Consider the following 19,236-nt stretch of genomic DNA (forward strand, 5'->3'; position numbering starts at 1 on the left):
CTGACGAACGAGCCACATGTCGCCGCTGCGGGAACCTCCCGGCGGCCATGTGGCTCAAGTCTTTACAAGCACCCTCATCAAGGATTGCCCGATGAAATTCCGCTTCCCCGTCATCATCATCGATGAAGACTTCCGTTCCGAGAACATTTCCGGCTCGGGCATTCGCGCACTGGCCGAGGCCATCGAGCGCGAGGGCATGGAAGTGATGGGCCTGACCAGCTATGGCGACCTGACATCGTTCGCCCAGCAGTCCAGCCGGGCTTCCACGTTCATCGTGTCGATCGACGACGACGAGTTCGTGCGCGCCGACGACCAGCCCGAAGCCGCCGCCATCGAGAAGCTGCGCGCGTTCGTGAACGAAGTGCGTCGCCGCAATACCGACCTGCCGATCTTCCTGTACGGCGAAACGCGCACGTCTCGTCACATTCCGAACGACATCCTGCGCGAGCTGCACGGCTTCATCCACATGTTCGAGGACACCCCCGAATTCGTGGCGCGCCACATCATCCGCGAAGCCAAGGTCTATCTGGACACGCTGGCCCCGCCGTTCTTCAAGGCGCTGATCGACTACGCGCAGGACAGTTCGTACTCGTGGCACTGCCCCGGCCATTCGGGCGGGGTGGCGTTCCTGAAGAGCCCGGTGGGCCAGGTCTTCCACCAGTTCTTCGGCGAGAACATGCTGCGCGCCGACGTCTGCAACGCCGTGGAAGAACTGGGCCAGCTGCTGGACCACACCGGCCCGGTAGCGGCGTCGGAGCGCAACGCCGCGCGCATCTTCAATTCGGACCACATGTACTTCGTGACCAACGGTACGTCGACGTCGAACAAGATGGTCTGGCACGCCAACGTGGCGCCGGGCGACATCGTGGTGGTGGACCGCAACTGCCACAAGTCGATCCTGCACGCAATCATGATGACCGGCGCGATCCCGGTGTTCCTGATGCCGACGCGCAACCACTACGGCATCATCGGCCCGATCCCGAAGAGCGAGTTCGATCCGGAGACCATCCGAAAGAAGATCGAGAACCATCCGTTCGCCAGCAAGGCCAAGAACCAGAAGCCGCGCATCCTGACGATCACACAGGGCACGTACGACGGCGTGCTGTACAACGCCGAGCAAATTAAGGAAATGTTGACGTCGGAAATCGACACGCTGCATTTTGACGAAGCCTGGCTACCCCACGCCGCGTTCCACGATTTCTACCGTGACATGCATGCCATCGGCCGTGACCGTCCGCGCAGCAAGGACGCGCTGGTGTTCGCCACGCAATCCACGCACAAGCTGCTGGCCGGCCTGTCGCAGGCGTCGCAGATCCTGGTGCAGGATTCCGAGACCCGCAAGCTGGACCGCTACCGGTTCAACGAGGCGTACCTGATGCACACCTCCACCAGCCCGCAGTACTCGATCATCGCCTCGTGCGACGTGGCGGCGGCCATGATGGAAGCGCCGGGCGGCACCGCGCTGGTCGAGGAAAGCATTGCCGAGGCGCTGGACTTCCGCCGCGCCGTGCGCAAGGTCGAGGCCGACTACGACGTGATGAACAATGGCGACTGGTGGTTTAAGGTCTGGGGCCCGGACACTCTGGCAGAAGAGGGTGTGCCCGACCGCGACGAATGGATGCTCCAGGCCAACGAGCGCTGGCACGGTTTTGGCGACCTGGCCGACGGCTTCAACCTGCTGGACCCGATCAAGGCCACGATCATCACCCCGGGCCTGGACGTGGACGGCGAGTTCAGCGAGCGCGGCATCCCGGCCGCCATCGTCACCAAATATCTGGCCGAGCACGGCATCATCATCGAGAAGACGGGTCTGTACTCGTTCTTCATCATGTTCACGATCGGCATCACCAAGGGTCGCTGGAACTCGCTGGTGACCGAACTGCAGCAGTTCAAGGACGACTACGACCAGAACCAGCCGCTGTGGCGCGTGCTGCCCGAGTTCGTCGGCAAGTATCCGCAGTACGAGCGGATGGGCCTGCGCGACCTGTGCGACGCCATCCACAGCGTCTACAAGGCCAACGACGTGGCGCGCGTGACCACCGAGATGTACCTGTCGGACATGGAGCCGGCGATGAAGCCGTCGGACGCCTGGGCGATGATGGCGCACCGCGAGATCGAGCGCGTGCCCGTCGACGAACTGGAAGGCCGCGTGACCGCCATCCTGCTGACGCCGTACCCGCCGGGCATTCCGCTGCTGATCCCGGGCGAGCGCTTCAACCGCACCATCGTGCAGTACCTGAAGTTCGCCCGCGAGTTCAACAAGCTGTTCCCGGGATTCGAGACCGACATCCACGGCCTGGTGGAAGACGAAATCGACGGCCAGACGGCGTACTTCGTGGACTGCGTGAAGCAGTAACGCTTCATTCGATCCAAACAAAAAACCCCCGTGCCGCGAGGCCGGGGGTTTTTTTGTTTTGGCGTGCTCTGTGGGGAGGGGGTCAGGGCATCACCCTCCAACCCCGCCCAATTGCGCTACTTGCTCTTCTCGAACTGGAACTGCGGTGTGGCCGGTTCGCTTTCGCTGCTGCTCGGCAGTTCCAGCGTGCCCGGTGTCGACGCCGGCCCGCCAGGTTTGCTCTCGCTTTCCTGCCCGCCTAGCGGAATACTGACTTCGGCGGAATTACTATGCTTGAGCGATCCCTTGTCGAGCAGCCCGGTCACCATGCCCGGCCAGAACATCACCAGCAGCACCATCACCAGTTGCAGGCCTACCCAGGGCAGCGCGCCCCAGTAGATGTCCGAGCTTTTGACTTCCTTCGGCGCGATGCCGCGCAGGTAGAACAGCGCGAAGCCAAACGGCGGGTGCATGAACGACGTCTGCATGTTCACGCACAGCATCACGCCGAACCAGACCAGCGCGGCCGTGGCGGCGGCCTCGGGGTTGCCGCCCATCGAATCGGCCACCACCGGCGCCAGGACCTTGACCGCCACCGGGGCCAGCATCGGCACCACGATGAACGCGATCTCAAAGAAGTCCAGGAAGAACGCCAGGAAGAAGATGAACAGGTTGACCACGATCAGGAAGCCGATCCAGCCGCCCGGCAACGAGGTGAACAGGTGCTCCACCCACGCGCCGCCGTCCACGCCCTGGAACACCACCGAGAAGCAGGTGGAGCCGATCAGGATGAACACCACCATCGCCGTGATCCGGGCGGTGGACTGGTAGGCCTCGACGATCAGCAGGCGCAGTTCGGTCAGCTGCCCGGCGCGGATCAGCAGCCAGAGCACCACCAGGTAGGCCACAGCCAGCGGAATCCGGAACGCATGCGAACCGAACGCGAACACGCCGACGGCCGCCGCCACCAGCGTGGCGCCGATGCCGATGCGGTAGATATTGCGGTCGATCCGGTTGAAACCCTTGTCGCGGATCACGGCCAGCACTAGCGCGCCGACGGCGCCCATCGCACCCGATTCGGTCGGGGTGGCGATACCCAGCATGATCGTGCCCAGCACCAGGAAGATCAGCACCGCGCAGGGGATGATGCCGCGCAGGCACTTGGCCCACAGCGGCCAGCCGCGCAGCGTGCGGGCTTCCGGCGGCACCGGCGGCAGCCAGTCGGGCTTGATGCGGGTCAGGACGAAGGTGTAGAGCGCGAACAGCAGGATCTGCACCACCGAGGGGCCCCAGGCGCCCAGGTACATGCTGCCCACGTCGGCGCTGCCCATCGGCGTCTTGAGCTGGTCGGCCAGTACCACCAGCACCAGCGACGGCGGCACCAGCTGCGTGATCGTGCCCGATGCGGCCAGCACGCCCGTGGCGTACTTCATGTTGTAGCGGTAGCGCATCATCACGGGCAGCGAGATCATTGCCATGGCGATCACCTGCGCGGCCACCGTGCCGGTGATCGCGCCCAGGATGAAACCGACGATGATCACCGAGTAGCCCAGCCCGCCCCGCACCGGGCCGAACAGTTGGCCCATCGAGTCGAGCATGTCCTCCGCGAGCCCGCATTTTTCCAGAATGGCGCCCATGAAGGTGAAAAACGGAATCGCCAGCAGCAGCTCGTTGGCCAGCACGCTGCCGAATATCCGGCTGGGCACCGCCTGCAGGAACTGCAACGGGAAGTAGCCCCATTCGATGGCCAGGAAGCCGAAGGCCAGGCCTACCGCCGAGAGCGAGAATGCGACCGGGAACCCGATCAGCATGAATACCACCAGGCCGCCGAACATCAGTGGCGGCATATATTCCAATGGAATCATTATTGCACCGGCCTTTCGTATTTTGATTCGATGCGCACCAGGCCCTTCAGGGCGGCAAAGCGCTTGATCAGTTCGGAAATCCCCTGCAGCGTGAGCAGGGCAAAGCCGATGGGCACCACGAGCTTGATCGGATAACGGGGCAGGCCGCCCGAGTTGCCCGACTGCTCGAGAATGCGCCACGAAGGCAGAAACAGCGATTCCCACGACAGCCACGTGAACAGGATCGTCGACGGCAACAGGAACACGACGATGCCGAAGATGTCGATCCAGTGCTGCGCGCGTTCGGACACGTTGCCGTAGATCAGATCCACGCGCACGTGCTCATTGCGCTGGAACGTGTACGACGCGCCGAACATCACGGACACGGCAAACATGTACCACTGCAGTTCCAGCGGCCAGTTGTCGCTAAGGTTGAAGCCGTAACGAAGCAGGGCGTTCCCTGCGCTGATCAGACACGACAGCAGGATCATGATGTTTGCAAGCCTGCCCGTGTGCTGATTCAACCTGTCGATCTGTCGTGACAGACCAAGCAAGTATTTCATGGGTTGTCTCCCCCCGGTTTTATGCGCCGATTAGTTTATCTGTAACAATTTATGTGGGCGCTAGGGGATTGTCCTACCGATGTGGCATTTCCGGGCCAAGCCCCGGAAAACAAACGAAAAACCAAAGAAAAAGCCGCCGGAGCCCTCAGGCCACGGCGGCTTTTTTACGACGCAGACTTACTTGAAACTTACAGCGTCACAGTGCCTTGCGTGCGGCGGCGATCGCGGCGCGGACCTGGTCCGGCGCGGTGCCGCCAATATGGTTGCGCGATGCGACCGAGCCTTCCAGCGTCAGCACGGCGTGTACGTCCTCGCCAATCAGCGAAGCCTTGTCGCCCAGGCCGGACGCCTGGCGCAGTTCTTCGACCGTCAGGTCGGCCAGGTCGCAGTGGCGGTCGTCGCAGGCGCGCACGGCATGGGCCACGGCCTCGTGGGCGTCGCGGAACGGCAGGCCGCGCTTGACCAGATAGTCGGCCAGATCGGTGGCGGTGGCGTAGCCCTGCAGCGCGGCGGCGCGCATGTTGTCCGGCTTGACGCTGATGCCCGGCACCATGTCGGCGAAGATGCGCAGCGTGTCCACCACGGTGTCCACCGTGTCGAACAGCGGTTCCTTGTCTTCCTGGTTGTCCTTGTTGTACGCCAGCGGCTGGCCCTTCATCAGCACCAGCAGGCCGTTCAGGTGGCCGTAGACGCGGCCGGTCTTGCCGCGCGCCAACTCGGGCACGTCGGGGTTCTTCTTCTGCGGCATGATCGAGCTGCCCGTGCAGAAGCGGTCGGCGATGTCGATGAAACCGACGCGCGGGCTCATCCAGATCACCAGTTCCTCGCTGAAACGCGAGATATGGGTCATCACCAGCGACGCGGCGGCCAGGAATTCGATGGCGAAATCACGATCCGACACGGCGTCCAGCGAATTGCGGCACACGCCGTCAAAGCCCAATTGCTGGGCCACGAATTCGCGGTCGATCGGGTAGCTCGTGCCGGCCAGCGCGGCGGCACCCAGCGGCAGGCGGTTGACGCGGCAGCGGCAGTCGGCCATGCGCTCGGCGTCGCGCGTGAACATTTCCACGTAGGCCATCAGGTGGTGGCCAAACGTCACCGGCTGCGCTACCTGCAGGTGGGTGAAGCCGGGCAGAATGGTGTCGGCGTTCTTCTCGGCCAGGTCCAGCAGCGCACCGCGCAGGTCGCCCAGCAGGCCGATGATGTTGTCGATCTCGCTGCGCAGCCACAGGCGGATGTCGGTGGCCACCTGGTCGTTACGCGAGCGACCCGTGTGCAGGCGCTTGCCGGCGTCGCCGACCAGCGCGGTCAGGCGCGCTTCGATATTGAGGTGGACGTCTTCCAGGTCGAGCTTCCACTCGAACGCGCCGGATTCGATTTCGCCCCGGATCTGCGTCATGCCGCGCTCGATCTCGGCACGGTCGGCGTCGGCGATGATGCCCTGCCTGGCCAGCATGGCCGCGTGCGCCAGCGATCCCTGGATGTCGAACAGCGCCAGGCGCTTGTCGAAGAAGACCGACGCGGTGTAACGCTTCACCAGGTCGGACATCGGTTCGGAGAAGCGGGCGGACCAGGCTTCGCCTTTCTTGGCAAGTTGGGAGGTCATGTCAGGGGCAGGGCGGAAAATCGGAAATGGCGATTATATCGCCAGAGGCGGGCAGAACTGCCGCAGGAAGGCTCCCTCCTCCCGCACGGCGCGGGAGAAGGGATTCAAGCATCCAAAAGATCACATATATCAGCCGCTATTCCGCAGCCCGGCCGCCACACCGTTGATCGTCAAGTGGATGCCGCGCCGCACGCGGACATCGTCGGCGTCCTTGCCGGCTCGGTAGCGCTTGAGTAGTTCCACCTGCAGGTGGTTCAGCGGGTCCAGGTAGGCAAAGCGGTTCTTGATCGAGCGGGCCAGCAGCGGATTCTCGGCCAGGCGCTCCGTGCGGCCCGTGATCAGCGACAGCATGTCGCAGGTCAGGTGCCACTCGGCGCTGATGCGCGAGAACACGGTCTTGCGCAGCGCCGGGTCGTCGCACAGCCCCGCGTAGCGCGAGGCCACGGCCAGGTCGGTCTTGGCCAGCACCATGTCCATGTTCGACAGCAGCGTCCGGAAGAACGGCCAGGTCTTGATCATGCGCTTGAGCGTGGCCACGGCAGCCTTGCGCGACTTTTCGTCCGGCGCGGCGTCCAGCATGGCCTTGACCGCGCTGCCGAAGCCGTACCAGCCCGGCAGCAGCAGGCGGCACTGACCCCACGAGAAACCCCACGGAATCGCGCGCAGATCCTCGATCTTGCGGTTCTTCTTGTCCATCAGCTTGCGCGACGCCGGCCGCGAGCCCAGGTTCAGGTCGGCGATCTCGGTGATCGGCGTGGTGGCGAAGAAGTAGTCCTTGAATCCCGGGGTCTCGTACACCAGGTGCCGGTACGCGCGGAATGCGTGGTCCGACAAGTGCTGCATGATGCCCTCGAATGTGGCCAGTCCGGCCGGTGCGTTCTGTGTCGGCAGCAGCGACGCTTCCAGCGTGGCCGCGATCACCGTTTCCAGGTTGCGTCGGCCGATTTCCGCATTGGCGAACTTGCTATTGATAATCTCGCCCTGCTCGGTCAGGCGGATCTGGCCGTTCACGGTGCCGGGCGGCTGCGACAGGATGGCCTCGTAGGTCGGGCCACCGCCCCGGCCCACGGTGCCGCCGCGGCCGTGGAACAGGCGCAGCGTCACGCGCAGTTCCTCGAACAGCTTCACCAGCGCCAGTTCGGCCTTGTAAAGCTCCCAGTTCGACGTCAGGAAGCCGCCGTCCTTGTTCGAGTCCGAATAGCCGAGCATCACTTCCTGCTCGACGCCATGGTGCCTGATCACCGAATCGAAGCCTGGCAGGTCCAGCAGCGACTGCATGATGCCGGCCGCGTTGCGCAAATCCTCGATGGTTTCAAATAGCGGAATGACCATCAGCTCCATGCGGGCCGGATCGGTCTTGCTGCCCAGCGCACCGCGTAGCATGCCGGTTTCCTTCTGCAGCAGCATCACTTCCACCAGGTCGGACAGCGTCTCGGTGTGCGAAATGATGTAGTTGCGGGCCACGCGGTTGCCATAGCGGGCGCGCAGGTCGCGCGCCATCGAGAAAATCGCCAGTTCCTTGCGGGTCTGCTCGGAATAATCGTGCCAGGGCAGCGTCAGCAGGCGGGGCTGGCGCAGTTCGGCCAGCAGCAGTTCCTGCTTGCGTTCCTCGGACAGTCCCGCGTAGTTGGCCTCGATGCCGGCGGCCTTGAACAGCTCGGCCACCACGGCCTCGTGGACGTCGGACACCTGGCGCATGTCCACCGACGCCAGATGGAAGCCGAAGATGGCGATGGCACGCACCAGCGAATCGATGCGGCCACGGGCCAGCGCCTGACCGTGGTGCAGGCGCAGCGAATCCAGCACGATCTGGATGTCGTCCGCGAAGGCCTCGGCATTTTCGTACGGCGCCACGTCGGCCACCGGATGGCGCTGGGCCACATGGCCAGTCAGACGCGCCGTGGTGGCGGCCAGGCGGGCGTAGATGCCGATCAGCGCGCGGCGGTACGGCTCGTCGGCGCGGTGCTCGGAATGGTCGGGCGAAGCCTCGGCCAGCGCCAGAAGTTCGGGGCTGGCATCGACCATCAGCGATGACAGCGGCAACTCGGCCCCCAGCGCGTGCACTTCATCCAGATACCACTGCATGATCAGCGTGGACTGCTGCTGCGCGGCGTGCTCCAGCGTGTCGGCCGTCACGTTCGGATTGCCGTCGCGGTCGCCGCCGATCCACGAGCCCATCTGCAGGAATGGCGCCAGCGGCGCAGGCGCCGCGCCGGCCTTGCCGCGGCGCGGGAAGACTTCGGCGATGTCCTCTTCCATTTCCGCCATCAGGCGCGGAATGCCCTGCAGGAACGTGGTGCGGTAGTAGGACAGCGCGTTCTCGATCTCGTCCACCACCATCAGCCGCGTGTTGCGCAGCATGCGGGTCTGCCACAGCGTGGTCACGCGGGCGCGCAGTTGCGCCGTGTTGTGGTCGCGCTCGCGTGCCGTCATCGGCAGGTCGCGTTCGGCCAGCAGCCGGGCAATCTCGCGCTCCGCGTCCAGGATCGACTTGCGTTGCACTTCGGTCGGGTGCGCGGTCAGCACGGGCATGATCAGCGCGCCGTCCAGGAAGTCGCGCAACTGCTTGCCGGTGACGCCTGCGGCGTCGATGGCCTGCAGCGCGCGGGCCAGGCTGCCCGGTTGGGGCGGCGATCCGGCCAACGCATGCACGCGGCGGCGGCGGTTGTGGTGCTGATCCTCGGCGATATTGGCCAGGTGCGAGAAATAGCTGAAGGCGCGCACCACGGAATTGGTCTGGTCGCGCGACAGCCGCTTCAGCAGGCGGTCCAGTTCGGTGCCGGCGGCGCGGTCGTTCTCGCGGCGAAAACGCACGGCGGTCTGCCGGATCGTTTCCACCAGGTCGAAGGCCGCATCGCCTTCCTGCTCGCGAAGGCATTCGCCCAGCAGGCGGCCCAGGAAGCGGATGTCCTCTCGCAGGGGCAAATCCTTGTCGGCGGTGCGGCGGGCCGGGGCGACGGTGTTGCCTTCGGGCGTCACTACGGACAGCGTCGGCTTGGCCGATGCCCTGGCATTGCGGGTGGGGGATTTCTTGGGGGTGGCGCCCGGGGTGGTGCCATTCACGTCATGCTGGCCTGAGGCTGGCGTAACTGACTTGCGGCCGGTCGAACGGGCACGGCCGGTGGGGCGCGCAGCAGGCTGCGTCATTGACTTATCTCCTCGTCTCACTGCATTGCTTATATGTATCGAACCCCATACACGTGGCAGGGCATTCGACCGGCATCAATCGCGTGCCGGAAAGTCACTTTGGGTCTGGCAATCTGGCGGTTTTGCGAGGGGGTGCGTGCTAACATGCGCGCATGCAAGCACCCGCCCAACCGTCGTCTTCGTCCGCTGCAGCGTCACGCAGCATGCCACACAAGCTCGTCATCGCCTCGCGCGAAAGCCGGCTGGCGATGTGGCAGGCTGAACATGTGCGTGCTGCGTTGCAACAATACTATCCCCAATGCGATGTGTCCATTCTCGGCATGACGACAAGGGGTGATCAAATTCTCGATAAGACCTTGTCAAAGGTAGGCGGCAAGGGCCTGTTCGTGAAGGAGCTTGAGGTGGCCATGGCCGAGGGTCGTGCCGACCTGGCCGTGCATTCGCTCAAGGATGTGCCGATGGAGCTGCCCGAGGGGTTTGCGCTGACGGCCGTCATGGAACGCGAAGACCCGCGCGACGCGCTGGTTTCCGCGCAATTCGCCTCGCTCGACGAGATGCCGGCGGGCACCGTGGTGGGCACTTCGAGCCTGCGCCGCGAAGCCGCGCTGCGTAGCCGTTATCCGGATCTGGTGATCAAGCCGCTGCGCGGCAATCTCGACACGCGTCTGGGCAAGCTCGACCGTGGCGAATATGGCGCGATCATCCTGGCTGCAGCGGGCCTGAAACGCCTGGGCATGGGCGACCGCATCCGCGCACTGATCGAGCCCGACAGCTCGCTGCCGGCCGCCGGGCAGGGCGCGCTGGGGATCGAGATCCGCTCCGACCGACCCGAACTGGCCGAATGGCTGGCGCCGCTCAACCATGTGCCGACGTTGCTGGCGGTGTCGGCCGAACGTGCCGTATCGCGCCGCCTGGGCGGGTCGTGCCAGGTACCGCTGGCCGCCCACGCGCGCTGGCACGGCGCCACGCTGCAGCTCGACGCCTTTGTCGCGCTGCCCGATGGCACCCGCAACGTGCGCGCCCATGCCACGGCGCCGGTGGAATCGGTGCTCGCCGCCGAGCAACTGGGCGCCGCCGTGGCTGGCGACCTGCTGAACCAGGGCGCTGACGCCGTACTGGCTGCGCTGTCGACCGCCGGACCCGCCTGAGGAACGCCCGATGCCTCGCCCGACCGTCGTAGTCACGCGACCCGCCGGGCAGTCCCGGCAACTGACCGAGGCCTTGCAGGCTGCAGGTCTCGATGTGCTCGGCTTCCCGTTGCTGGCAATCGGCCCGGCTGCCGACGACGCGCCGCTGCGCGCGGCACTGGCGCGCCTGGCCGACTATGCGCTGGTGGTGTTTGTCAGCCCGAATGCCGTGTCGTTCGCGCTGGATGCGCTGGCACAGGTCCAGAACACCGCAGGTTTGGCGCAATGGCCATCGGGTGTTCCCGTGGCCGTGGTCGGCCCGTCAAGCGTGACGGCGCTGGCCGAGCGCGGCATCGCCCCGCCGACCCATCGCGTGATTGCCCCGGCTGGCGCGCAGGGCGAAGCCGATGCCTCCGCCGACGCACCACGTTTCGACTCCGAAGCCCTCTGGACCGAACTCGACACCACACCGGGCGCGTTCGCGGGCCGCAGCGTGCTGATCATCCGCGGCAACGGCGGCCGCGACTGGCTGGGCGACCGCCTGCGCGAAGCCGGCGCAACGGTGGATGCCGTGGAGGCCTACAGCCGCACGCTGCCCGAGCCGACGGGCATGCAGTGGCAGGCCGCGCGCGACAGCCTCAAGCCCGACGCGCCGCCGTACGCCTGGCTGCTGACCAGTTCCGAAGCCGTGCGCAATCTCGATGCCCTGGCGCGCCTGCACCTGTCGCCCCAGGAACACGAACGTCTGAAGCAGATGCAGTGCATTGCGCCGCATGCGAGAATTGCGGCGCAGGCTCAGGCGCTGGGTTTTGCGCACGTGTTGCCCGCCGCGCCCGGCGATGCCGGTCTGCTGGCCGCATGTACGCAATGGGGCAATGCCCACGCCGGCCCGACGGCACCCGAGCCGGTGGTGCCGGCGCCCGCCCCGGTCGCACCGTCGGTGCCCGTTGCGCCGGTGCCAGCGCCCGCACCGGCAGCCTCAGAATCAACAGGGTCCGCAGGACCCACGACAACGAAGGTCGAACGCGTGACGCCAGAGACTACGTCCCCCTCGTCTAGCCATGCTGCACCGTCCGGTGCCGCCGGCACGTCTTTCACTACGCATCCGTCCGCGGGGCACGCCGGTGCCCGCCGCGGCATGGCGGCTTGGTGGGTGGTTGCCATCGTCCTGGTCCTGGCCATCGCCGGCGGCTTCTTCTGGCTGCAGATGCGCGTGGAACACCTGACCCAGGAGCTTGCGCGGCGCCAGCAGACCAACGATGCGCTGGTGCAGGAAACGCGCGTGCTGTCGAAGAACGCGCAGGATACGGTCAAGGAGCTGCAAGCCAAGGTCGGCGCACTCGACGGTCAGGTGGTGGAAGCCCGCGACAAGCAGGCGGCGCTGGAACAGGTCTATCAGGACTTGATGCGCAACCGCGACGACTGGGAAATCGCTGAGATCCAGCAACTGTTGACCAACGCCGGCCAGCAACTCCAGCTGACGGGCAACGTGCAGGTGGCGCTGGCGGCGCTGCAGAGCGCCGACGCGCGCCTGGCCCGCGCGGACAAGCCGCAGTACAACCAGCTGCGCCGTGCCATCGCCCGCGATATCGCACGCATGAAGGCCGTACCCGATACCGACCTGACCGGCGCGGCCATCAAGCTGGACGAATCGATCAACCAGATCGATGCGCTGCCGCTGCTGTCGGGCGAACGCATGCTCGACCGCGTGCCCGGCGAGAATGATAAGCCGGCCAAGGCCGATGCCAAGGGCGCTTCGGCGCCGGCTGCCACGGGCAACTTCCTGACCCGCACCTGGGACTACGTGCTGGCCGAACTGGGCCAGGTGATCCGCGTGCGCAAGGTGGATGACACCAATGCGCTGCTGTTGTCGGGCGACCAGGGCTGGTTCCTGCGGGAGAACGTGAAGCTGCGGCTGCTTAACGCACGGCTGGCGCTGCTGTCTCGCAACGAGCCGGTGTTCCGTAACGACCTGGCTGCCGCGCAGGCGATGATCGGCCGTTATTTCGATACCCGCTCGCGCCGCGTGCAGGGCGTGCTGACGCTGCTCAAGCAGTCGCAGGCCAGCGCGGTGAGCGTGTCGCTGCCGACCATGGCCGAGAGCCTTGGCGCGCTGCGCGCCCTGAAGAAGGAGTAGCCGCATGCGACTGCTTTTCTGGGTGGCCGTACTGTTTGGCGGCGCGGTGGGACTGGCGCTGTTCACGCAGTTCAATCACAGCAACGTGGTGCTGTTCTATCCGCCGTACCGCGTGGAGATGTCGCTGAACCTGACGCTGGCACTGCTGCTGCTGGTGTTCTTCGTGGTCTGGACCGTCATGTCCACGATGCGGCACCTGTCAGAAATGCCGCGCCGGGCTGCCGCGTACCGTGAGCGCAGCCGCATGAGCAAGGCCCAGGCCGCGCTGCGCGAGTCGATCGAGAACCTGTTTGCCGGCCGGTTTGCCCGCGCCGAACGCGCGGCCAAGGAAGCCCAGTCGTGGCCCGAGCAGGCGCAGACCGCTGCGCTGGTGGGTGCGCGGGCGGCGCACCGGATGCAGGAATCGGAACGCCGCGACGCATGGATGTCGCAGGTCACCGATCCGGAGCGCGAACAGGCTCGCCTGGTGTCGATGGCGGAGCTGCTGGTGGATGCCCGCGACCCCGAGGGTGCGCTGGAAACCATCGCCCAACTGCAGGAAAAAGGCGGCCGGCAGATTCACGTGCAGCGGATTGCGCTGCGTGCGCACCAGCATCTGAAGAACTGGACCGAGGTGCTGCGCCTGGCGCGTTCACTGGAAAAGCGCAACGCACTCCACCCGGTGCTGGCGTTGCGGCTGAAGCAGATGGCCGTGGAAGCGATGCTCGAGGAACGCCGCCATGATGCGGAGTCGCTCTATCACTTCTGGCGCTCGCTGTCGGCCGACGAGCGGCATGCGGTGCGGATCGCCGAGCAGGCCGCGCGCTATTTCTCGGCGCTGAACCGCCAGAACGAGGCGCGCCGGATCGTCGAGGAAGCCCTAAAGGTCAACTGGGACAGCCGGCTGGTGCAGCGCTATGCCGATTGCGCGGAGCCGGGCAAGGCGCTGCCGCAGATCCAGCAGGCCGAGAAATGGCTGGTCGACCATCCGAACGATGCCGACCTGTACTACACGCTGGGCGTGCTGTGCCTGGGCGAGCAGTTGTGGGGCAAGGCCCAGTCGAACTTTGAACGCGCGCTACGGTACGCCGATCGTGACGCGCAGCGACGCATCTGCGTGCGCGCGCATTTGGCGCTGGCCCGGCTGTTCGAGGAAACCGACCGACCCGAGGACGCCCAGAAGCACTATCGCGACAGTGCCATGCTGGCGGCTTGATCGCCAGGCGTTATCGGGTCGCCTGGCCCGATAACGTCCCGGCGGTCGGCGCGTCCTTTCCGCTGTGGCTCGCGGCCAGCCGTTTGCCAAAGCGGATGCAGGGCCGCTCGACGAAGTGATAGGACGCGGCCGCGACGCAAGCAAGCGTCAGCATGATGGCGACGGCGGACCACCAGAACTGGCCAGGGCCTTGCTGTGCATAGTCGCCCAGCGCGCCGGGGGCGTGAATCACGGTGATCACAATGCCCTGCAGCAGGTAGATGCCATAGCTGATGGTGCCGAGGCGAATCGCGCTGCGCGATTTCAGCAGCCCGAACAGCGACGCGCCACTGCTGACGAGGATGAAAAACAGCCCAAGCGGCACAATCGACTTCCATTCAAATACGGTGGACCGGGCCACCAGCGGATAGGCCAGCAGCAACAGTGCGACCACCGATTTCAGCGCGCTATCGCCTACGAAGCCCGGTTTGCGCCGCACCAGGCTGGCCGCAATCATGCCAAAGGCGAACATCGCCACTAGGTCACGGTAGAACTTGTCGGAGAGGACGGCCGGCATCACCATGATGAGCCAGAAGCAGGCCGGCAGAAAACCGGACCATGAGCGCCGGACGGCCGCCATCGCGAGAAATGGCAACGAGAAATAGAACATCCACTCGTAGTAAAGCGTCCAGGTGACGCCGGCTGTGACCGTCCGCGTGTCCGCGTAGCCATTGATGGCAGGCAGTTCCTGCAGCACGCCGGGCAACAGCCATTTGGCAATCTGGCTGGTCAGGTCGCCGGCCTTCACGGCCAGCTGGAAGTCTGTCTTGATGCCGACAATCAGCAGCATCAGCGCGACCACCACCCAATACAGCGGCGCGATCCGGAAGAACCGGTTGCAGTACAGCCCGAACCAGTCGATGCGGCTACCCTGATCCAGGAGACGCCCCCAGAACAGGAAGGCCGTAATCATGAAGAAGAGGGCGACACCGGCCTGCCCGAGGATCGAATAGAACGCCGAGGGTGGCAGATCCCATTTGCCGATCTCCAGGAACTGGCGGCTGATGAGGGCATGGTGCAGTACCACGGACAGCGCAAGAAACCCCCGCAGCCCATCCACCGTCACATATCGCTTGCCAGATGACGGAGTCGTCTCATCGAGGAATCTCCACAGGCGCTGCGGCCATACTAGGGCCATGCAGCAGAGGACGGCCAAAAGGCTGGGCCAGGTCGAGTAGAGATCCATCGCTTCGTATGTCGGAAAACGCGCGATTATGCCATCGCGCCGTCCCGCCCATCGAAGGCAAATGCCGGGTCATTTGCCGCGTTTTCCCGCCGCACGGGCCTGGGCGTATCGTTCCAGCGCCTCCATCCGCGCCACCTTGTGCTGGACGATCGGCTGCGGGTAGTTGTCTCCCAGCCTGACCCCTGCGGCGGCCAGCACGTCGTCTGGCGCCGTCCATGGCGCATGGATGTACTTGTCCGGGAGGGCGTCCAGCACCGGCAGGTATTTGCGGATAAAGCGTCCCTGCGGATCGAATTTTTCCGACTGGGTGACCGGGTTGAAGATGCGGAAGTAGGGCTGCGCGTCGCAGCCTGTGGAGGCCGCCCACTGCCAGCCGCCGTTGTTCGCCGAGAAATCGAAGTCATTGAGCTGGTCGGCGAAGTATTGCTCGCCCCGGCGCCAGTCCACGCCCAGGTCCTTGACCAGAAAACTGGCCGTGATCATGCGCAGCCGGTTGTGCATATAGCCGCTCTGGCGGATCTGCAGCATGGCGGCGTCCACCAGTGGATAGCCGGTCCGGGCCTGGCTCCAGGCCTCGAAGTACTCGTCGCCGGTGCGGATGTCGACCCAACGGATCGCATCGTATTCCGGGTGGTACGACTTGCCCTCGGCCAGGCGGGGATGGTGGTGCAGGATCATGAAATAGAAATCCCGCCAGATCAGCTCGGACAGCCAGACGGCGGCGCCGGCAGCGGCAACGCCGCCCCGCTGTACGGTTTCGTGCGCGGCACGCGCCAGCGTGCGGATCGAAATTGTGCCAAAACGCAGATGCACCGACAGGTAGCTCGGGCCGCGCAGCGCCGGGAAGTCGCGGCGCTGGCCGTAATCGCCCATGCGGGTCTGGAACTCGCGGAACAGCGCCTCGGCCCCGTCCAGGCCAGTCGGCATCGCAATTTCCTTGAGGTTGCTGGGCGCAAAGCCCAGCGATTCCAGCGTCGGCAGCGCGCTTCGATGCGCAGCCGGCACCGGGGCCAGCGCCTTCCGGTATTTGTCGACGGGATAGGGCCGCAGGTCGAACGGTTGCAGCGCCTTCAGCCACGCGTTCTTGTATGGCGTGAACACACTGAAGGGCTGGTCCTGGCCGGTCAGTATCTCGTTAGCCTCGAAGATCACCTGATCCTTGAACGTGAGCAGTTCGCGCCCAGCCGTTGCCAGCGCCTGGCGCACCATGGCATCGCGGTCATTGGCGATGGGTTCGTAGTCGTGGTTCGCAAACACCGCCTCGGCATCGAGTTCCGCGGCCAGGCATGGAATGGCCTTGCGCACCTGATCGTCGAGCACGATCAGGCCGCCGCCGGCATCGGTCAGCGCCTGCCGCAGTGCGCCCAGCGATTTCAGGATGAATTCGATGCGCCGGTCGGCTTTGAGCCCGCGCGCAAGCAGTGGATCGAGGATCTCGCGGTCGAACACGAACACGCACCATACCTGTTGGCAGTGCTTGAGGGCATAATGCAGCGCCGCGTGGTCGTCCATGCGCAGGTCGCGCCGGAACCAGACCAGGCCGCGCGCGAATTCCCGGTCAATCCGGTAAGGCAGACGCTCGCCCGGTGCGGGCGCAGGGGAAGGTGATCTCGGCATCGCCATAACCTAACATAGCCTCCAGATACTTCCCTACCGTTTACAAGCAGTTTCCAGATCACTCATGGCCATTACACTCGACCGCATCCTCCAATCCCAAGGCTTTGGCACCCGCCGCTATTGTGGCGACCTGGTGGAGGCCGGGCTGGTGGAGGTCAACGGCGAACTGTGCGAAGACCCGGGTGCACGCTTCGAGGTTGACGGCCTGCGCCTGACCGTGGATGGCGAGGAATGGCTGGCCTGCAGCAAGGCCTACCTGATGCTGAACAAGCCGGACGGCTACGAGTGCTCGCAGCGGCCGCGCCATCATCCCAGTGTCTACAACCTGCTGCCCGTGCCGCTGCGCCAGCGCGAGGTGCAGGCCGTGGGGCGCCTGGATCACGACACCACGGGCCTGCTGTTGCTGACCGACGACGGCCAGTTCATCCACGCCCAGACGTCGCCGAAGAAGCAGGTGCCCAAGGTGTACGAGGTGACCACGTTCGATCCGGTGACGCCGGAGCAGGTGGAAGCCCTGCGGGCCGGCGTGCAGCTGGACGACGAGCCGGCCCCGCTAGCCGCACATGCCTGCGAGGCCACGGGCGAGCGCAGCCTGCGGCTGTCGCTACTGCAGGGCAAGTATCACCAGGTCAAGCGCATGGTGGCCGCCACCGGCAACCACGTGACGGCCTTGCATCGCAGCGCCATTGGTGGCCTGCGGCTGGACCCAGCACTGGCGCCGGGCGAATGGCGCTGGCTGACGCCCGAAGACATGGTGGCGCTGAAGTCGGCAGGGGACTGATCCCCGCCGGGCGCGCGCCGTAAAGTGCGCTTGCGGACAGAAGTTTTCCGCAGCAGCCGGGGTGCGATTTGGTAGAATGCAAGCCATGGCGACGCCCGAAGCTTCTATCAATCTCACCAATCAGTTCCTGATTGCCATGCCCGGCATGGCCGATCCGACGTTTTCGGGTTCCGTTGTCTACCTTTGCGAGCATAACGAGCGTGGCGCGCTTGGCTTGGTGATCAACCGGCCGATCGACATCGACATGGCCACGCTCTTCGACAAGATCGATCTCAAGCTCGAAATCCAGCCAGTTGCCCACCAGCCGGTCTACTTCGGCGGCCCCGTGCAGACCGAGCGCGGCTTTGTGCTGCATGACCCGGTCGGCATCTATGTGTCGTCGCTGGCGGTACCCGGCGGGCTGGAAATGACCACTTCCAAGGACGTGCTTGAAGCCGTGGCCAACGGCAGCGGCCCGCACCGGTTCCTGCTGACACTCGGTTACGCGGGCTGGGGCGCCGGGCAGCTCGAGGACGAACTGAGCCGCAACGGCTGGCTGACTGTCCAGGCCGATCCCGAAATCATTTTCAGCGTGCCGCCCGAAGAACGCTTCGCGGCAGCCGTGCGCCTGCTTGGCATCGACGTGACGATGCTGTCGGGCGAGGCCGGGCATGCCTGAGCAGGCGGGGCGCGAGACGCCCCGCGACGGCACGGTGCTCGCTTTCGACTATGGCGAGAAAAAAATCGGCGTAGCGCTTGGAAATTTCATCACCCGGCAAGCCCGCGCGCTCACCATCCTGCCTAACGCGACGGTTGAGGATCGCTTTGCCGCAGTGGGTGCGCTGATTCAGGAATGGTCGCCAGTACAGCTGGTGGTCGGCATGCCAGTCAATCCCGAGGCCGGTCCCGACGACGAGGAACAGGCCTCGATGCGGCTTGCGCGCCGCTTTGGCAACCAACTGAACGGGCGCTACAACCTGCCCGTGGATTGGGTGGACGAGCGCTATTCCTCGCGCGCCGCCTCGATGGCCGGGGCCAAGCGCGGTGCACTGGACGCCGAAGCCGCACGGATCATCCTGCAACAGTATTTCGACGAAATCCCGCTATGACCCAGACCTCCAATCCCGACGCCGAGGCGCTCTACCACGCGCTGCGTGACCAGGCCCAGGCCCTGATGCCGTCCGGCGACCGCGCACGGTGGTCCGTGGCGGGTATCCATTCCGGCGGCGCCTGGATCGCCGAGCGGCTGGCGGCGGACCTGAAGCTGGGCGAGCACGGCGTGATCAACGTGGCCTTCCATCGCGACGACTACGCCAAGAAGGGCCTGCACAGCCAGGCCCAGCCGACCACGCTGCCGTTCGCCGTGGACGACCGCAATGTCCTGCTGATCGACGATGTGCTGGCCACCGGCCGCACGATCCGCGCTGCCGTGAACGAACTGTTCGACTACGGCCGGCCGGCGCGCGTGGCGCTGGTCGTGCTGGCGGACCGTGGCGGCCGCGAGTTGCCGTTTTCCGCCGATTATGCCGCGGCTACCGTCGAACTGCCGCTGGACAAGACGCTGGTACTGTCGCGCCAGGGTGAAGGCGCCGCGACGCGCTTTGCCTTTGCCACCGAAGCGCGCGCCTGAGTGTCAACCCGAGACGCCATCAGAACGTCAAGCACCGAAGCCGTATCCAG

The 19,236-nt window shown here is 65.4% G+C and carries 14 protein-coding genes; 8 read left to right on the forward strand and 6 right to left on the reverse strand.

Translation table 11 applies throughout. The annotated features are described in order from the left end of the window. Positions 1-91 precede the first annotated feature (91 nt). Positions 92-2,356 carry an arginine/lysine/ornithine decarboxylase gene (locus CYJ10_RS07495; protein ID WP_101680865.1) on the forward strand — a complete coding sequence of 755 codons (2,265 nt, stop codon included), beginning with the start codon at positions 92-94 and terminating at the stop codon, positions 2,354-2,356. A 116-nt stretch (positions 2,357-2,472) separates the two neighbouring features. Here CYJ10_RS07495 and CYJ10_RS07500 read toward each other — a convergent pair whose 3' ends face one another. The 4 genes from CYJ10_RS07500 to ppc all read right to left on the reverse strand — a co-directional run bounded on the left by CYJ10_RS07500 (position 2,473) and on the right by ppc (position 9,495). Beyond that, positions 2,473-4,200 (reverse strand): TRAP transporter large permease, encoded by a 1,728-nt coding sequence (locus CYJ10_RS07500; RefSeq protein WP_101680866.1) that lies wholly within the window; start codon positions 4,198-4,200, stop codon positions 2,473-2,475. Beyond that, entirely contained in the window at positions 4,200-4,742 is a 543-nt protein-coding gene (locus tag CYJ10_RS07505; protein ID WP_101680867.1) for a TRAP transporter small permease subunit, read from the reverse strand. Before CYJ10_RS07505 ends, CYJ10_RS07500 begins: the two co-directional genes overlap by 1 nt. 196 nt (positions 4,743-4,938) lie before the next feature. Further along, on the reverse strand, positions 4,939-6,348 hold the full coding sequence (gene argH / locus CYJ10_RS07510; protein ID WP_101680868.1) for an argininosuccinate lyase: 1,410 nt from the start codon (positions 6,346-6,348) through the stop codon (positions 4,939-4,941). A 129-nt stretch (positions 6,349-6,477) separates the two neighbouring features. Further along, a complete protein-coding gene (ppc, locus tag CYJ10_RS07515) occupies positions 6,478-9,495 on the reverse strand; it encodes a phosphoenolpyruvate carboxylase (RefSeq protein WP_101680869.1) in 3,018 nt (1,005 codons plus the stop codon). 152 nt (positions 9,496-9,647) lie between these two features. Here ppc and hemC point away from each other — a divergent pair, with 152 nt between their 5' ends. The 3 genes from hemC to CYJ10_RS07530 are packed head-to-tail and all read left to right on the forward strand — an operon-like array spanning position 9,648 to position 13,954. Further along, positions 9,648-10,643 (forward strand): hydroxymethylbilane synthase, encoded by a 996-nt coding sequence (gene hemC / locus CYJ10_RS07520; protein ID WP_101680870.1) that lies wholly within the window; start codon positions 9,648-9,650, stop codon positions 10,641-10,643. A 10-nt stretch (positions 10,644-10,653) separates the two neighbouring features. Continuing rightward, positions 10,654-12,759, forward strand: coding sequence for a fused uroporphyrinogen-III synthase HemD/membrane protein HemX (gene hemDX, locus CYJ10_RS07525; RefSeq protein WP_101680871.1), 2,106 nt, complete (start codon positions 10,654-10,656; stop codon positions 12,757-12,759). 4 nt (positions 12,760-12,763) lie between these two features. Then, entirely contained in the window at positions 12,764-13,954 is a 1,191-nt protein-coding gene (locus CYJ10_RS07530; RefSeq protein ID WP_101680872.1) for a heme biosynthesis protein HemY, read from the forward strand. 10 nt (positions 13,955-13,964) lie between these two features. Here CYJ10_RS07530 and CYJ10_RS07535 read toward each other — a convergent pair whose 3' ends face one another. Both CYJ10_RS07535 and CYJ10_RS07540 read right to left on the reverse strand, forming a co-directional pair. Next, positions 13,965-15,179, reverse strand: coding sequence for an acyltransferase family protein (locus CYJ10_RS07535; protein WP_101680873.1), 1,215 nt, complete (start codon positions 15,177-15,179; stop codon positions 13,965-13,967). 69 nt (positions 15,180-15,248) lie between these two features. After that, positions 15,249-16,796, reverse strand: coding sequence for a cryptochrome/photolyase family protein (locus CYJ10_RS07540; protein ID WP_101681065.1), 1,548 nt, complete (start codon positions 16,794-16,796; stop codon positions 15,249-15,251). Between the two features lie 64 nt (positions 16,797-16,860). Between CYJ10_RS07540 and CYJ10_RS07545 the strand changes: the two genes are divergently transcribed. From CYJ10_RS07545 to pyrR, 4 genes are all read left to right on the forward strand, one after another. Further along, positions 16,861-17,577, forward strand: a complete 717-nt coding sequence (locus CYJ10_RS07545; protein ID WP_101680874.1) for a pseudouridine synthase — start codon at positions 16,861-16,863, stop codon at positions 17,575-17,577. Between the two features lie 85 nt (positions 17,578-17,662). After that, positions 17,663-18,235, forward strand: coding sequence for a YqgE/AlgH family protein (locus CYJ10_RS07550; protein WP_066731890.1), 573 nt, complete (start codon positions 17,663-17,665; stop codon positions 18,233-18,235). Beyond that, positions 18,228-18,665: a Holliday junction resolvase RuvX gene (ruvX, locus tag CYJ10_RS07555; RefSeq protein ID WP_101680875.1), complete on the forward strand. Its 438-nt coding sequence runs from the start codon at positions 18,228-18,230 to the stop codon at positions 18,663-18,665. Before CYJ10_RS07550 ends, ruvX begins: the two co-directional genes overlap by 8 nt. After that, the gene (pyrR, locus tag CYJ10_RS07560) at positions 18,662-19,186 is read left to right on the forward strand and encodes a bifunctional pyr operon transcriptional regulator/uracil phosphoribosyltransferase PyrR (protein ID WP_101680876.1); all 525 of its coding nucleotides are present in this window, start codon (positions 18,662-18,664) and stop codon (positions 19,184-19,186) included. The genes ruvX and pyrR overlap by 4 nt, the downstream gene beginning before the upstream one ends. The last annotated feature ends 50 nt before the right edge of the window (positions 19,187-19,236 follow it).

This window comes from Cupriavidus pauculus, assembly GCF_002858765.1.
Taxonomy (GTDB): domain Bacteria; phylum Pseudomonadota; class Gammaproteobacteria; order Burkholderiales; family Burkholderiaceae; genus Cupriavidus; species Cupriavidus pauculus_B.

What these genes read in the sequence shown, in the direction of transcription:
- CYJ10_RS07535 (WP_101680873.1), bottom strand. Translation starts at nt 15,179, where the DNA reads ATGGATCTCTACTCGACCTGGCCCAGCCTTTTGGCCGTCCTCTGCTGC.
- CYJ10_RS07505 (WP_101680867.1), bottom strand. Translation starts at nt 4,742, where the DNA reads ATGAAATACTTGCTTGGTCTGTCACGACAGATCGACAGGTTGAATCAG.
- ruvX (WP_101680875.1), top strand. Translation starts at nt 18,228, where the DNA reads ATGCCTGAGCAGGCGGGGCGCGAGACGCCCCGCGACGGCACGGTGCTC.
- CYJ10_RS07540 (WP_101681065.1), bottom strand. Translation starts at nt 16,796, where the DNA reads ATGCCGAGATCACCTTCCCCTGCGCCCGCACCGGGCGAGCGTCTGCCT.
- pyrR (WP_101680876.1), top strand. Translation starts at nt 18,662, where the DNA reads ATGACCCAGACCTCCAATCCCGACGCCGAGGCGCTCTACCACGCGCTG.
- CYJ10_RS07500 (WP_101680866.1), bottom strand. Translation starts at nt 4,200, where the DNA reads ATGATTCCATTGGAATATATGCCGCCACTGATGTTCGGCGGCCTGGTG.
- CYJ10_RS07495 (WP_101680865.1), top strand. Translation starts at nt 92, where the DNA reads ATGAAATTCCGCTTCCCCGTCATCATCATCGATGAAGACTTCCGTTCC.
- hemDX (WP_101680871.1), top strand. Translation starts at nt 10,654, where the DNA reads ATGCCTCGCCCGACCGTCGTAGTCACGCGACCCGCCGGGCAGTCCCGG.
- CYJ10_RS07530 (WP_101680872.1), top strand. Translation starts at nt 12,764, where the DNA reads ATGCGACTGCTTTTCTGGGTGGCCGTACTGTTTGGCGGCGCGGTGGGA.
- CYJ10_RS07550 (WP_066731890.1), top strand. Translation starts at nt 17,663, where the DNA reads ATGGCGACGCCCGAAGCTTCTATCAATCTCACCAATCAGTTCCTGATT.
- ppc (WP_101680869.1), bottom strand. Translation starts at nt 9,495, where the DNA reads ATGACGCAGCCTGCTGCGCGCCCCACCGGCCGTGCCCGTTCGACCGGC.
- hemC (WP_101680870.1), top strand. Translation starts at nt 9,648, where the DNA reads ATGCAAGCACCCGCCCAACCGTCGTCTTCGTCCGCTGCAGCGTCACGC.
- CYJ10_RS07545 (WP_101680874.1), top strand. Translation starts at nt 16,861, where the DNA reads ATGGCCATTACACTCGACCGCATCCTCCAATCCCAAGGCTTTGGCACC.
- argH (WP_101680868.1), bottom strand. Translation starts at nt 6,348, where the DNA reads ATGACCTCCCAACTTGCCAAGAAAGGCGAAGCCTGGTCCGCCCGCTTC.